The sequence below is a fragment of the Roseomonas alba genome (genome assembly GCF_019430885.1).
Lineage (GTDB): Bacteria > Pseudomonadota > Alphaproteobacteria > Acetobacterales > Acetobacteraceae > Neoroseomonas > Neoroseomonas alba.
Window position 1 is genome coordinate 455,339 of sequence record NZ_JAHYBZ010000001.1, and the last position, 14,255, is coordinate 469,593.

At 72.9% G+C, this 14,255-nt stretch carries 12 protein-coding genes; 2 read left to right on the forward strand and 10 right to left on the reverse strand.

Features of this window, described 5'->3' with window-relative positions; all coding sequences use genetic code 11:
• Positions 1-266: 266 nt before the first annotated feature.
• The 3 genes from KPL78_RS02075 to KPL78_RS02085 form a co-directional block, all read right to left on the reverse strand.
• On the reverse strand, positions 267-4,358 hold the full coding sequence (locus tag KPL78_RS02075) for a chromosome segregation SMC family protein (RefSeq protein ID WP_219761033.1): 4,092 nt from the start codon (positions 4,356-4,358) through the stop codon (positions 267-269).
• A 3-nt stretch (positions 4,359-4,361) separates the two neighbouring features.
• Positions 4,362-4,967 (reverse strand): DsbA family protein, encoded by a 606-nt coding sequence (locus KPL78_RS02080; protein WP_219761035.1) that lies wholly within the window; start codon positions 4,965-4,967, stop codon positions 4,362-4,364.
• 74 nt (positions 4,968-5,041) lie between these two features.
• The gene (locus KPL78_RS02085; protein ID WP_219761037.1) at positions 5,042-5,506 is read right to left on the reverse strand and encodes a DUF721 domain-containing protein; all 465 of its coding nucleotides are present in this window, start codon (positions 5,504-5,506) and stop codon (positions 5,042-5,044) included.
• Between KPL78_RS02085 and KPL78_RS02090 the strand changes: the two genes are divergently transcribed.
• Positions 5,500-6,552, forward strand: coding sequence for an A/G-specific adenine glycosylase (locus KPL78_RS02090; protein ID WP_369412599.1), 1,053 nt, complete (start codon positions 5,500-5,502; stop codon positions 6,550-6,552). The two genes, KPL78_RS02085 and KPL78_RS02090, sit on opposite strands and share 7 nt — an antisense overlap.
• A 1,218-nt stretch (positions 6,553-7,770) precedes the next feature.
• Here KPL78_RS02090 and KPL78_RS02095 read toward each other — a convergent pair.
• From KPL78_RS02095 to KPL78_RS02115, 5 genes are all read right to left on the reverse strand, one after another.
• Positions 7,771-8,358, reverse strand: coding sequence for a hypothetical protein (locus KPL78_RS02095; RefSeq protein WP_219761038.1), 588 nt, complete (start codon positions 8,356-8,358; stop codon positions 7,771-7,773).
• 10 nt (positions 8,359-8,368) lie between these two features.
• Positions 8,369-9,457 (reverse strand): site-specific DNA-methyltransferase, encoded by a 1,089-nt coding sequence (locus tag KPL78_RS02100; protein WP_219761039.1) that lies wholly within the window; start codon positions 9,455-9,457, stop codon positions 8,369-8,371.
• A gap of 57 nt (positions 9,458-9,514) precedes the next feature.
• Complete coding sequence (rnhB, locus tag KPL78_RS02105) at positions 9,515-10,165, reverse strand: ribonuclease HII (RefSeq protein ID WP_255568510.1); 651 nt, start codon at positions 10,163-10,165, stop codon at positions 9,515-9,517.
• A 681-nt stretch (positions 10,166-10,846) separates the two neighbouring features.
• Positions 10,847-11,602 (reverse strand): SDR family NAD(P)-dependent oxidoreductase, encoded by a 756-nt coding sequence (locus tag KPL78_RS02110; RefSeq protein WP_219761041.1) that lies wholly within the window; start codon positions 11,600-11,602, stop codon positions 10,847-10,849.
• Positions 11,603-11,644: 42 nt separating this feature from the next.
• The gene (locus KPL78_RS02115; protein ID WP_255568511.1) at positions 11,645-12,055 is read right to left on the reverse strand and encodes an RrF2 family transcriptional regulator; all 411 of its coding nucleotides are present in this window, start codon (positions 12,053-12,055) and stop codon (positions 11,645-11,647) included.
• A 74-nt stretch (positions 12,056-12,129) separates the two neighbouring features.
• Between KPL78_RS02115 and KPL78_RS02120 the strand changes: the two genes are divergently transcribed.
• Positions 12,130-12,555, forward strand: coding sequence for a group III truncated hemoglobin (locus KPL78_RS02120; protein ID WP_219761043.1), 426 nt, complete (start codon positions 12,130-12,132; stop codon positions 12,553-12,555).
• Positions 12,556-12,560: 5 nt separating this feature from the next.
• Here the strand turns inward: KPL78_RS02120 and KPL78_RS02125 are convergent, their stop codons facing one another.
• Together KPL78_RS02125 and KPL78_RS02130 are read right to left on the reverse strand one after the other, a co-directional pair.
• A complete protein-coding gene (locus KPL78_RS02125) occupies positions 12,561-13,208 on the reverse strand; it encodes a polysaccharide deacetylase family protein (protein ID WP_219761044.1) in 648 nt (215 codons plus the stop codon).
• A 7-nt stretch (positions 13,209-13,215) separates the two neighbouring features.
• Complete coding sequence (locus tag KPL78_RS02130) at positions 13,216-14,106, reverse strand: fumarylacetoacetate hydrolase family protein (RefSeq protein WP_219761046.1); 891 nt, start codon at positions 14,104-14,106, stop codon at positions 13,216-13,218.
• Positions 14,107-14,255: the final 149 nt, after the last annotated feature.

Below are 14,255 nucleotides of genomic sequence, written 5' to 3' on the forward strand. Positions count from 1 at the left end.
ACCTCCATTTGGCGCCCTGCGCCACTGGTGGACGGGGATCCCGGCGCCCGCCCTTGCGCCCGAAACGCACCGGGAGGGCATGGAATGACCCGGCCGCCCGACACCAGAAGTTTGCGGTCCAGGGGCTCCAAGCCCCTGGTGGGGTGGTTCGGAGGGGCAGAGCCCCTCCGGTCCTTTCCGGCGACCGCAAGCGTGCCATCGGCAACGCCCGCCGGGGAGAGCCCGACAGTGGCGAGGCCGCTCTCCCGGCTCCGATCCTGGGGCCGTCAGGCCGCGACCGGCCCTTCCGCCATTTCCACAGCCTGGCCCAGATCCACGCTCAGCAGCCGTGACACGCCGCGTTCCTGCATGGTCACGCCATAGAGCCGATGCATCCGCGCCATGGTCAGCGGGTGGTGGGTGACGACGAGGAAGCGCGTGCCGGCTTCCGCCGCCATGGCCGCCAGCAGGTCGCAGAGCCGTTCCACATTCGCGTCGTCCAGCGGCGCGTCCACCTCGTCCAGCACGCAGACCGGGGCGGGCTGGCAGCGGAAGACGGCGAAGATCAGAGACAGCGCGGTCAGCGCCTGCTCGCCGCCCGAGAGCAGCGACAGGGTCGCCAGCTTCTTGCCCGGCGGCTCGGCGTAGATCTCCAGCCCGGCTTCCAGCGGATCGTCGGAGCCGACCAGGGCGAGATGCGCCCGCCCGCCGCCGAACAGGCGGGAGAACAGGTTGCGGAATTCCGCATCGACGCGGTCGAAGACCTCGCGCAGGCGCTCGCGGCCCTCGCGGTTGAGGTGGCCGATCGACCCGCGCAGCTTGGCGATCGCCGCCGTCACCTCGTCGCGGTCGGTGCCGATCTGGCCGATGCGTTCCTCGATCTCGGCGACCTCGATCTCGGCGCGGAGGTTGACCGGGCCCATCTCCTCGCGTTCGCGCGACAGGCGCTCGACCTTGCGGCGGGCCTTCTCCTCGGCGGCGTCGGAGAGTTCCTCGGGCGGCGGGGGCAGGTCGGCATCCTCGCCGAGACGCTCGGCGATGCGGGCGGCGACGGCGTCCTCGGCGGTGGCGGCGGCCTCGGCGGCGGCTTCGGCGCGGACCTGGCCTTCGCGCGCGGCGGCGAAGGCGGCGTCGGCGCGGCGGCGGGCCTCGGCGGTGTCGCGCAGGGCGGTTTCCGCCGCGGTCAGGGCGGCGGCTGCGGCTTGGTGAGTCGCCTCGCATTCGGCGAGCAGGCGGCCGGCCTGCTGGCGGCGTCCCGCCGCATCGTCGGGCGCCTCGGACAGGGCGTCCCGTTCGGTCTGCGCCTCGGCGCCCCGGCGCCGCAGTTCGACCACCCGCGCCTCGGCATCGCTGCCGCGGGTGGTCCACAGCGCGGCTTCCTCGGCGACCGCGCCGAGGCGTGCGGTGACGCGCGCGCCTTCATTCGCCAGAGCGCCGATATCGCTGCGCGCCTGGACTTCCGCCGCGCGCGCGGCGGTCAACGCATCGCGGGCTTGCGCCACGGCGGCGCGCATCGCCTCCAGGTCGGGCAGGGCGGCCTCGGCGGCAAGGGTCTCCGCATGGGCGGCCTCTGCCTCGGCCAGTTCGGCCGCGAGACGTGCCACTTGCGGTTCCAGCGCTGCCAGCCGGCTTTCCGCCTCGGCCGCGCGGGCGGCGAGGGTCGATTCATGCTGCCGCGCGCCCTTGGCGTTGGCCTCGGCGGTGCGGCGGGCCTCGCGGGCGGCGTGTTCGGCGGCCTGGGCGCGGGTCTCGGCGCGGCCGGCTTCCTCGGCCTGGGCGCGCAGGCCGGGCAGGTCGGGCAGGGCGGCGAAGGCCTGGGCGGCGGCGTCCAGCAGCGTCTCCGCCTCGGCGCGGTCCGCGGCGAGGCGGGCCAACTGAGGCTCGATCGCGGCCAGGCGGCTTTCCGCGCGGGCATGGCGGGCGGCCAGTGCGGCCTCGGCCTGGCGCGCCTCGCCCAGCGCGGCCTCGGCGCGGGCGCGGGCGTCGCGGGCGGCGGATTCGGCGCGGCGGGCGTCTTCTTCCTGCTTCGCGGCCTCGGCGCGGGCGGCATCGGTGGTGGCGGCCTCGGCCTCGGCCTTGTCGAGCCGGGCTTCCGCCGCACGCAGGGCGTTGCGCTGGGCGAGGCGCACCGCGCCCGGCGTCGGCGCACCGGCGCGGGTGGTATGGCCGTCCCAACGCCACAGCGCGCCTTCTTCCGTCACCAGCGACTGGCCGGGCTTCAGCGCGGCCTGCAAGGCGGCGCCATCGATGCCGCGCGGCAGCAAGCCGATCTGGGCCAAAGCGCGTGACAGGGCAGCCGGGGCTTCCACCAGTCGCGACAGCGGCACCGCGCCGTCCGGCAGCGGCGCGTTGACGTCGAGTGGCGGCAGGGTGCGCCAGTGGCGCGGGGCGGCTTCGTCGGAGGGGCTTTCCAGCGCTTCGCCCAGCGCGGCGCCGAGCGCGGCTTCCAGGCCGGCCGGAACGCCAACCTGGTCCAGGATCGGCGCCGCAGCGCCGGGTTCGCGCGAGGCCAGGACGGCCTTCAACGCATCGACTTCGGCAGCGGCGCGGGCGCGTTCGCCGCCGGCGGCGGTGGCGGCGCGGCCTGCCTCGGCATGGGCGGCGGCGGCCCAGCTCCGCAGGCCCTCGGCCTTCTCCAGCGCGGCGCGGGCCTCGGCGACGGCGGCGTCGGCGGCGGCGAGCGCGGCGGCGGCGGCCTCGCGCTCGGCGGGCGGGATGTGTTCGGCCGCGGCAGCGTCGCGGTCCTTCTGCATCGCCGCATGCTGGGCGGTGATGCGGGCCAGCCGGTCCTGCGCGGCGGTGCGTTCGGAACCGACGCGCTGCGCAATGGCGGCGGCCTCGGATGCCGCACGCCGCGCCTCGGCGTGGCGGGCGGCGGCGGCGGCGCGGGCGGCTTCGGCCTCTTCCAGCGCGACGCGCGCCGCTTCCAACGCCGCATCGGCGGCGGCGACCTCGGCGGCGGCCTCGGCGCGGGCTTCCTGCGGGACGCGGGCACGGGCGGCGGTCTCGCGCTCGGCAGCGAGGCGGGCATGGCCGTCCTGCGCACGCTTCAACCGGGCCTCGGCGGCGGCGCGGGCCTCGGCGGCGGATTGGACGCGGGCGGCGGCCTCGGCGGCCTGTTCGGTGGCGGCCTGGGTGGCCTGTTCGGCGGCCTGGGCGGCCTGCTCAGCCTCGGCCAGCGCGGCCTCGGCGGCCTGCTGGCGCGCCGGTAGCGAGGTTTCGACGGCGCGTAGCGCCTCGGCCTCCTGGGCGAGGCGTTCGCGCGCGGCGTCGGCGTCGCGCAGCACGCCTTCCGCATGCGTCAGGTCGCGCTGCAACTGCGACAGCCGGGCCTCGGCGGCGTCCAGTGCCTCGCGGGCGCGGCGTTCCTCGGCTTCCAGGCCTTCGGATTCGACGCGGCGGCGTTCCAGCGCGGTACGGGCGATGGCCTCGGCCTCGCGCGGACCGGGGATGGCCTTGTCGGCCTCGAAGGCGGCGATGGTGGCGCGCTCGGCCTCGGCCTCGGCGGCGCGGACGGCGGCGCGGGCCTCATCGAACTGGGTCTTGGCCACGCGCGCGGCGGTCTCGGCGCGGGCGGCGAGGATCGCCAGCCATTCGCCTTCCGCCTGCCGCACCAGCCCGGACAGGTTCCGGTAGCGGTTCGCCTGCCGCGCCTGGCGCTGCAAATTCTGGCGCTGGGAATCGAGCTGGCCGAGCGTGTCCTCGGCCCGCGTCAGGTTGGTCTCAGCCTGTCGCAGCTTCAGTTCCGCCTCATGGCGGCGGGCGCGCAGGCCGGCGATGCCGGCGGCCTCCTCCAGCACCTGGCGGCGATCCTCGGGCTTGGCCTGGATCATGGTCGAGACCCGGCCCTGGCTGACCATGGCCGAGGCCCGGGCGCCGGAGCCGATATCGGCGAACATGGTCTGCACGTCGCGCGCGCGGACCTCCTTGCCGTTCACCCGAAAGGCGCTGCCCTGGCCGCGGGTGATGCGGCGGATGATCTCGAGTTCCGCCTGGTCCTGGTTGGGCGGCGGGGCGAGGCCCTCTGCCTCTTCCAGTTGCAGCGTCACTTCCGCGAGGTTGCGGCCCGCCCGGGTGGCCGTGCCGGCGAAGATGACGTCGTCCATCTCCCCGCCGCGCATGGCCTTGGCCGAGGTCTCGCCCATCGCCCAGCGCAGCGCCTCGACGACGTTGGACTTGCCGCAGCCATTGGGGCCGACGATGCCGGTCAGGCCGGGCAGGACCTCGACCGTCGTGGCCTCGGCGAAGGATTTGAAGCCGGCGATGCGGATGCGGGCAAGCGTGGCGCGCACGGCGGCAAGGCGCTGGGCCTCGCTGCGCGGCGTGCCGTCATCCTCCTCCTCCGGCGGGGTCGGAGGATTCGCCTGCCCGTCATCCATCACTCAGCCCCGCGCCACTTCCTGGGCGAAGCGGTCGAAGGGGATGGCGCCGGAGACGGTGCGGCTGCCGAAGACGAAGGTCGGCGTGGCCTGGATATTGTACTGGCGCTCGCCCTGCTGGCGCAGTTCGAGGATGCCGCGGGCGGTGGCGTCGTCGGCCCAGGCCGTCTCGAACATCGCCTGGGGCATGCCGGCGAGCACCGCGATCTTGCCGATCTCGGTCTTGTGATCGACGCCGCGGGCGAAGGCCCAGCGGTCCTGGGTCTGGAACAGCGTCTCGATGAAGGGCTCATAGGCCGGGATCGGCAGGTAGCGGGCCACGACGGCGGCGCGCAGCGCGATCTGGTCGAGCGGGAAGTCGCGCCAGACGAAGCGGATCTTGCCGGTCTGCACCAGCTCCGCCTTCACCTGCGGCCAGGTGCTGCGGCCGAAATCGCCGCAATGGGAACAGGTGAGGGAGAAGAATTCCTGCACCACCAGCGGGCCGTCGCCCATCGAGCGCTCGGACAGCTTCGGGTTGTCGGCCTGGGCGGCGGCGGGGCGCACCAGCCCCCCGGCGGCGAGAAGGCCGGAGGCGGCGGCGAGGACGACGCGACGGTCGATGGGCATCGATGGTTCCCGTTTCGGTATCGGGCCACCCGGCCGGTGCGAAGCCCCGGGGGAGGCCAAGGTTGATCGACGGATCAGCGACCCCGATAGACGCCGCGGGCCAATCTTGCCAGCGCCTCGCGCAGTTCGGGGGAGGAGACCCCTTCCAGCGCCGATTCGACCCGCTCCGGGAGGGGTTTCGGGGCCGATTCGCGCGGCTTCCGCACCGGAGCACCGGCGGGGGCGCGTTGCACGAATCGGAACCGCTCCACCGCCACCCGGCCCAGAGCCGCATTGATCCGCCCCGCCAATTGGGGGGCGAGGTGCTGCATTTCCATCGCCACGGGGCCGGAACAGGCCAGCGTCAGCGTGCCCTGGGTCAGGCGCATGGGTTGCGTGACGGCCGCGATGGCCGGGCCGACCAGGGCGGGCCAGTCGGCCATGATCTGGGCGCCCGCGGGACTCTTGCGCTTGAAGGCCGGGCGTGTGAGCGCTGGGACCAGGGCACCGACCGGCCTCGGCCCGCCCAGGAACCTTCTATGCTCGTCATCCCGTGACATCCGCGCTGCCCTCCGCTGCCGAACTCCTCGCCTGGTACGACCGGCACCGGCGCATCCTGCCCTGGCGCGCCGGGCCGGGCGAGGCGCGCGATCCATACCGCGTCTGGCTGTCCGAGGTGATGTTGCAGCAGACCACGGTGGCAACGGTAGGGCCGCGCTATGCCCGGTTCCTGGCGCGCTTCCCGACCGTGACGGCCCTGGCGGCCGCGGATTGGGCCGAGGTGGCGGAGGAATGGGCGGGGCTCGGCTACTATGCGAGGGCGCGGAACCTGCATGCCTGCGCCAAGGCTGTGGCGATGCGCGGCAGCTTTCCGCGCGACGCTGCGGGACTGCAGGACCTGCCGGGGATCGGGCGCTATACGGCCGCGGCGGTCGGGGCGATCGCCTTCGACGAGCCGGTGCTGCCGGTGGATGGTAATGTCGAGCGCGTCATCGCCCGGCTGAAGGCGGTTGAGGAGCCGCTGCCGGGGTCCAAGCCGCGGCTGGTGGCGCTGGCCGAAGGGTTCATGCACGACCCCGCCGCGCGCGCCCGGCCCGGCGACTTCGCGCAGGCGCTGTTCGATCTCGGCGCCACCATCTGCACGCCGCGCAGCCCGGCCTGCGGGCTGTGCCCCTGGCGCGGCGGTTGCGCGGCGCAGCGGGCCGGCATTGCGGCGGACCTGCCGCGCAAGACGCCGAAGGCGGCGCGCCCGCTGCGCCATGGCGTGCATTTCCTGCTGACCGACCACGAGGGCCGCATCCTGCTGCGCCGGCGGCCGGCGAAGGGGTTGCTTGGCGGCATGCTGGAAGTGCCGGGCACGCCCTGGCGCGATGCGCCCTGGGAAGGCGAGGCGATGGCGCACGCGCCGGCCATCGCGCGGTGGCAGCGTGTGCCGGGCATCGCGCGGCACGGCTTCACGCATTTCCAGCTGGAGATGGTGCTCTATGCGGCGGCCGTGGGCCCGGCCGTGGCACCGGAGGGCGAATGGCTGGCCCCGGCCGCCGCGCGCGCCGCGGTGCCCACCGTGATGCGGCGCTTGTTGGAATTGATGGAGGCGGTGGCGTGATCGCCGCGCTGCGCGACGGCGACTGACGGGGCTGGTGGCATCCGGGGCGCACGCCGCGGTGCCCTGCGTGATGCCGGCGCCATCGGCAGGGCCGCGCACGCGACCGCCCGGGCCGGCCCGTGGCCGGCAGGGCGATGCGATGCGCGCGCATCCCGGCGAAAGTCGCGGACGACGCGGCGCAGGGCCACGAGCCAGGACCCGATGACAAGGGCGGCCAGCACCGTGTGCCAGACCGGGCCGAGATCGGCGATGAGGATGGGGAGGGAGGTCATGTCGATGCGGCAAGCCTGCGGCTCGCCTCCTGAGAGTGTGTTGGGACAGGCTGCGGGGCGGGCCACGCGCCTGCCCGTGGCGGACCGGTGCGGCAGGGGTGAGGCGCCTCGTCGGCCGGCGGTCCCGAAGGCGCCCCAAGCATCAGGGCGATGAACACCGCGGCGCCGATCGCAAGTTCACCGGCGAGCCAGGCGAGCGCCATGCCCCGGGGGATCGGACGAAGGCCCAGACCGAACAGGAGAGATCCGACGAGGGCCCAGAGGAGCGCCGCGCAGAAGCCGCTTCCGACGATGAGGGCCGGTGACATGCTGCCGGGGCGCAGGCCCGCCCTGCCTGGCAGGGCCTCGGCCCCGGTGGGGGCCAGGCCTCCAGGGCGGTGGAATGTCAGTCCGTGGACTCTCATGCTGGCATGCGGCCGACGGGACGGTCGCTCCCTCCTTCGCCTTTCCGCGGTGTGCGGATGGCGCGGAAGGTGCGACGGCGGGGCGAAAAGGCTCCATGCCGAATGTGGCGGCCGCCCGTAAACAGAACGCAAAAATGCAGGAGGCAGGGCCTTTGCGCGCGCGATACGCGGCGGGCGGCAATTTCACATGGCGCCTTTGCGGGGCCTTCCCCTACGGCTTGCCGCGACCCTGGACTGTCGCGAGGAGCTGAAGCCGTGCCCCCGTTCCCCTGTCTGAGCCATGGCGCCAGCGCCTGACCTCCGGCCGCGCCGCCGGGCGCCGTCCGGCGCGGAACGGGAGGATTCGCGGCCGCGCGGCGGCCTGGTCCTCGCAGTCGGCCTTGTTGTCTTCGGTCTCCTCTGCATCGTCATCGGCTTGGTGACGATGGCCTGATCGCCGCGCGGGTCGGCTGCAGGGACGGGGCGTCATGTGCGGCCGCGCAAGCGAGCGCGCCCGACGACGGTGGCGCCCCAGGCTGGTGGATACCGGATCGTCGGCGCGATCAGGCCGCTGCGGAGCTGCCGCGGGCGCGGGCGAAGACGAAGGCCGCCGCGATGCCCGCCACGATCAGCGCCGCCACGGTCAGTAGCAGCGCGGATTGCTGCAGCGTCGCCACCGTCGGCACCGACGCCCCGAGCACGGCCCCCACCAGCACGATCCGCCACGACCCCGCATGCACGCCGGCCACGAAAGTGCCGAGGCCGAGCAGCAGCAGCAGCGCGATCTCCGTGCCGTTGTCGTTCACCACGCCGCGCACCGAGGGCAGGAACATCAGCAGCATGGCGGCGAGGAAGGCTGCCCAATGTGCTGCCTGCGTCCAGATCAGGCGCATCCGCATGCCGCGGTTCGACGCGGACTTCCATCCGGCGGCGATGCACAGAACCCCGAAGATCGGCGTCAGCACCTGCCAATAGAGCAGGTTCGGCATGTCGCCGCCCGACACCGAGACGCCGAAGAAGCCGGCGAAGAGCATGATGAGGTAGGGCGATTCCTCGAGCACCACGCGCAGCCAGGACCGGCCCTCGGGCACGGCGGCAGGCGGCGGGGCGACGGGGGCGGGGGGCACGGTCGGGGGGATGGTCTCGCTCATGGACGCGACCTTATCCGTTCTCGCGCGCGATGGTCTCGCGCAGCTCGTCGAGCACGTGCAGGCGGCCGTCGCGGCTTTCGATGTGCCAGAACAGCCAGCCATTGCAGGACGGCGCTTCCTGCACCGCCGAGCCGACCTTGTGGATCGACCCCGTGGCGAGGCCGCAGCGCAGCGTGCCGTCGACGCCGACCACCGCCTCGAATCGCTTCTGGCGGTCGAACAGCTTCGTCCCGGGCGGCACCAGGCCGCGTTCGACCAGCGTGCCGAAGGGAATGCGCTTCTGTTCCTTCTTCGAGGGCAGGGCGGCGGCGGCGTCCTCCGGGGCGGGCTCGATCGCCTCGATGCGGGCGCGGGCGGCGTCGGCATAGGCCTGCTCGCGCTCGATGCCGATGAAGCGGCGGCCGAGCCGCTTCGCGACCGCCCCGGTGGTGCCCGAGCCGAAGAAGGGATCGAGGATCACCTCGCCCGGATTCGTGCACGACAGGATGACGCGATGCAGCAGCGCCTCGGGCTTCTGGGTCGGGTGCAGCTTGTCGCCCTTGTCGTCGCGCAGGCGTTCGCCGCCCGTGCAGAGCGGGATGAACCAGTCGCTGCGCATCTGCAGGTCGTCGTTGAGCGATTTCATGGCCGCGTAGTTGAAGCGGTAGCGCGATTCGGGGCCACGTGACGCCCAGACCAGCGTCTCATGCGCATTGGTGAAGCGGCGGCCACGGAAGTTCGGCATTGGGTTCGACTTCCGCCAGATCACGTCGTTCAGGATCCAGTAACCGAGGTCCTGCAACGCCGAGCCGAGCCGGAAGACGTTGTGGTAGGCGCCCATGACCCAGATGGTGCCGTCCTTGCGCAGCACGCGACGGCATTCGGTCAGCCATTCGCGCGTGAAGGAATCGTAGGCGCCGAGATCGGCGAAGCGGTCCCATTCGTCATCGACGCCATCGACCAGCGAATCATCCGGCCGGCGCAGCGTGCCCTTGAGCTGCAGATTGTAGGGCGGGTCCGCAAAGATGGCATGGACCGAGGCCGGCGGCAGATGCCGCAGCCACGCGATGCAGTCCCCGACCAGCACCTGGTCGAGCGGCGTGTCAATCTGCGTACCCACTCGTGAACCTCGTCCCCCGACGCGAAGCGCGCAGAATCGCTTGTGCGACTCGGCAGGTCAAGCGAAGCGGAAGGCGGCCTGGTCGACGGGACGAAAACCGCGGCGGTGATGCGGGCTCGGTCCGAGCCGTTCGAGCGCGGCGAGATGCGCCGCCGTGGGGTATCCGGCATGGCGCGCGAAGCCATATCCCGGCCAGCGCGGGTCGAGCCGCGTCATGGCGCGGTCGCGCACGACCTTGGCGAGGATCGACGCCGCGGCGATCGACAGCGACAGCGCATCGCCGCCGATGACGCAGCGCACCGGGCAGGGCAGGCGCGGCGGCTGGTTGCCGTCCACCAGCGCGAGGTCGGGCGGCGCGCGCAGCCGCGACACCGCGCGCGCCATGGCGAGATGCGTCGCGCGCAGGATGTTCACCGTGCCGATCTCCGCCGCCGAGGCGGCGCCGATGCCGAATTCGAGGACGCCCTCGCGGGCCGCCTGCCGCAGGGCGGCGAAGGCGGCAGCGCGCTGGGCCTCCTTCAGCTTCTTCGAATCGTCGATCAGCGCCGCGAGCGCGGGCGAGGGGGGGCACAGGAAGATCACCGCGCCCGCCACCACCGGTCCCGCAAGCGGTCCGCGCCCGGCCTCGTCCACGCCGGCGACGCGTCCGGCGCCGGCTTCCAGCGCCAGGTCGGGGCGGGGACGGCGCATGGCGGCGGTGGGCGGCATGGGACTCGCGATGACGGGGGAGGGGACGAGCACGGATAGCGCGGCGGCTGCGGTGGCCAAAGGCCGCGTCACGTTGAGCCGCGCCCGCGGACGGCCGGCAGTCCTGGCCGGGCGGTGGATTGGAGAGGGGCTTTGCCCCTCTCCAAGCCTCACCCCACCAAAGGCCGAAAGGCCTTTGGAAACCGTCACTTGGCGCCGAGCGGGACGGTCATGGCGCAATGCCGGCGCCTGCCCGGTGCCCTGTGGATCGGTATGCCTTCCGGCGCGGCGCAGAGAGCGCGCCGCTCCATGTTTCGGCCACTGATGCCTGGCATTTTCGAAGGCCTTCCGATGACATGCCGCCTTCTGCTGGGGGATCGAAAGGGCTGCGTCCTTCTCGGCCTCTCCCCATCGAAGGCCATTGCAGACCTCAGCGTGGCACTTTGCGCCGCTGCCGGAATGGCGCCGAAAGCCGCTCTCGCGCACGAAGGGCGGTTGGAGGGGGCAGCAAGGGTGCCGTGCACCGCACCAGAAGATTGCGTTCCAAGTGCTCCAAGCACTTGGCGGGGTGGTTTGGAGGGGCAGCGCCCCTCCAACGTCAGCGGCGGAAGCGGGCCTGTCATCAGGCAGGCCCTTTGGGCGGGGCGAGCCTGAGACGGGCAGCGCCCCTCCCGGTCCGGCAGCCGTCCTGCGACCGATGCTTCAGGTCAGGAATGCCCCGCCATTCACATGGATCGTCTGGCCGGTGACGTAGCCGCCCTCCGGTCCGGCCAGCATGCGCACGACATCCGCGATCTCCCGCACGCTCGCCTTGCGGCGCAGCGGGATGCCGTCGTCGCGGCCGAGCGTCTGCGGCATGGCCCCCGCGCTCGCGCCGCGCTGCGTATCCACCGCGCCGGGTGCGACGCAATTCGCGCGGATGCCCTGCGGGGCGAGTTCCACCGCCAGCGCCCGCATCAGCCCTTCCAATCCCGATTTCGACGCCGAGACATGCGCGCGGTTCGGCGTGCCGACATGGGTGGAAATGCCCGACAGCGCGACGATCGACCCGCCGCCGCGCGCGATCATCTGCGGCGCGAAGGCGCGCGACAGCAGGAAGGCGCCATCGAGTGCCACCGACAGGATCTCCCGCCACTCGGCATAGGGCATGTCGAGGAAGGCCGTCTGCCGCCGCAGGCCGGCATTGCAGACCAGGATGTCGACGCCGCCATGCCGCTCCGCGATGCGGTTCGCGAGGCCGGTCACCTCCTCCTCGACCGACACGTCGCCGAGCAGTGCCGTCGCGGTCCCGCCGGCGGCGCGGATCTCGGATGCGACGGCCTCGATCGCGGCGGCGTCGGACCGCCCGTTCACCACCACCGTCGCGCCATCCCGCGCGAGGGTCAGCGCAATGGCGCGCCCGATGTTCTTTCCTGCGCCCGTCACCAGGGCGACCTTGCCTGTCAGCACTCCGGCCATGCGTTCCTCCATCCTCGGCAGCCGCGATAGCACGGTGTGGGATCAGGCGGCAGACGGGGCCAGGCAATCGGCGAGCGTGGTCGCGTCGAGCCGCGCGAGGAACGCCTCCCGCGCTGCCGCCAGCACGCCGCGTAGGCGGCAATCGGGCGACAGGCAGCAGGCGCCGCCATCCGCGCGGAAGCATTCGACCAACGCCTGGCCGGCCTCGAAGCGGCGCACCACCGCGCCCAGGCGGATCGCGGCCGGCGGCACGGCCAGCACGACGCCGCCGCCGGCCCCGCGCTGCGTGTGCACCAACCCGGCCTCGGCCAGGTCCTGCACGATCTTCTGCACATGGTTGCGCGGCACGCCGACCGACTGGGCGAGGTCTTCCGTGCTGCGCCGGCGATCGGGGTCGGTGCCCAGGCGCATCAGCACGCGCAGCGCGGCATCGGTGGCGGCGAGAAGGCGCAAGGCAGGGGCTCCACGGCCGGGGTCTTGACGGCGCCGGCGGGCCGGCGCAGGAAATTGGTATTGGAGATACCACAATGCAGCCCTCCCCGCCCATCCCCGAAGGCCCCGAGCGCCGCGCCGCCCTGACGGCCGAGGTGATGGACCGCACCGGCCTGTCCCCCGAGGCCATCGAGCGTTTCCTGCGTGCCTTCTACGGCGCGATGCGCGTCGATGCGCTGCTCGCCCCGGCCTTCGCCACGGTGAAGGATTGGGAGGCGCATATCGCCACGCTGAAGCGTTTCTGGGGCTCGGTGGCCCTGATGACGGGCGAGTATCACGGCCAGCCGATGCGTGCGCACGCGCATCTGACGCTGACCCCGGCGCATTTCACCCGCTGGCTGTCGCTGTTCGAGGCGACGGCACGCGACCATTTCACCCCTGCCGGCGCGGAGCACATGCTGGACCGCGCGCGCCGGATCGCGCGCAGCCTGGAATATGGCCTGGTGCCCTTCCGCGCCTGACCCGGTCAGGCTTCGCTGACGAACCTCTCGAAGCCGGGCTGCGGCACGCCGCGACGCAGAGGCACGCAATCCTCCGGCGGCGGCGCGCCGAACACGGCGCCGGCATCCGCCGCTTCGCCGAGGAAGCGGTCGAGGTGCCGCATCGCCCCGTTCGGGAGGTCGTGCAGCACCAGCAGCGTCGTCTCCCGCTGTGCGCGCAGCATGGCGAGCGCCGTCGCCACCCAGCCTTCCGGGTCACGGAAGTCGCCCGGCACGGCGTTCCACAGCCACACCGTATGCCGGTGCGCGACCAGGTGATCGGCCGCCGCACGGTTCAGCAGATGCGGCCCGAGCCGCCCACCCCCGCCATTCGGCCGGAACAGCCGGTCCGGCCCGTGCAGGGCACCGAGCAGCGCATCGGTCTCCGCGATCTCCGCCACAGCCTCCTCCGCGCCGCGTCGCCCGAGCGGTTCGCCATGCGTCAGCGTGTGGTTGCCGATCGCATGGCCCTCGGCCTTCGCGCGCTCGGCGCAGGCGCGCGCGGCGGGGTCACGCAGCTTCTCGCCGACGAGGAAGAAGGTCGCGGCGATGCGCCGGCGTGCCAGGACATCCAGCACGCCGGGCGTCACCCCTGGCTCCGGCCCGTTGTCGAAGGTCAGGCAGACCCCGACCATGGCGCGGTCAATCGCCGATCGCGTTGGTCAGCGTGCCGATGCCCTCGATCTCCAACTCCATCACGTCGCCGGTCTTCATCGTCTGCGGCGGCTGCATGGCATAGCCCACGCCTTCCGGCGTGCCGGTCATGATCACGTCGCCCGGCAGCAGGGTGAAGCCGGCGGAAAGCTGGTGGATGATCTCCGTCACGTCGAAGATCATCTTGCTGGTGCGCGAGGATTGCCGCTGCTCGCCGTTGATCTTCAGGCCGATCGCGAGATCGGAGGCATCGAGATCCTCGCGCGGGACGATCACCGGCCCCATCGGGCAGGACCGGTCGAGCGACTTGCCCTTGAACCACTGCCCATGGCGCCGCTGCAGATCGCGCCCCGTCACGTCATTGCCGATGGTCCAGCCGAAGACGTGGTCGAGCGCCTTCTCCTTCGGGATGTCGCGCCCGGCGGTGCCGATCACCGCGACCAGCTCGACCTCATAGTCCAGCCACTGCGTCACGCCGGCATGGGAGGGCACGGACGCGCCGGGCGCGATCACCGTATCCGCCGCCTTGGTGAAGAACTGCGGATACTTGGGCACCTCGGAATTGGTGATGCCGCGGGTGCGGTCGCCCTCCGCGACATGGTCCATGTAGTTGCGCCCGACGCAGAACACATTGCGACGCGGCTGGGGAATCGGCGCCTGCAGCGCCACCGAGGACAGCGGGAGCACCGCGGCGGCCGGCGGATTCGCCGCGAGCGCCCGCACCGTGGCGAGCGCAGCCGATCCGGCCTCGATCAGCGCGATCATGCCGCGCGCCGGCGGCATGGCCGCGCCCAGGTCGAGCACCCGCGCGCCATCCAGCAGCACGCCCACGCGACTGCCCGCCGCATCGGCGAAGGTGATGAGTTTCAGGCCGGCCATGACGTTCCCCCAAGAAGACATGCTTCGGCGCCACGCAAGCGCGGGATGGGGAGATGCGCAAGCCCCGGGGCCGGGGGAAAGCGAAGGGGCTCTGTCCCCCTTGCACGCCTAGCCAGCGGCGTCCGGCGCCGGTGGTATGTCAGGCGCGA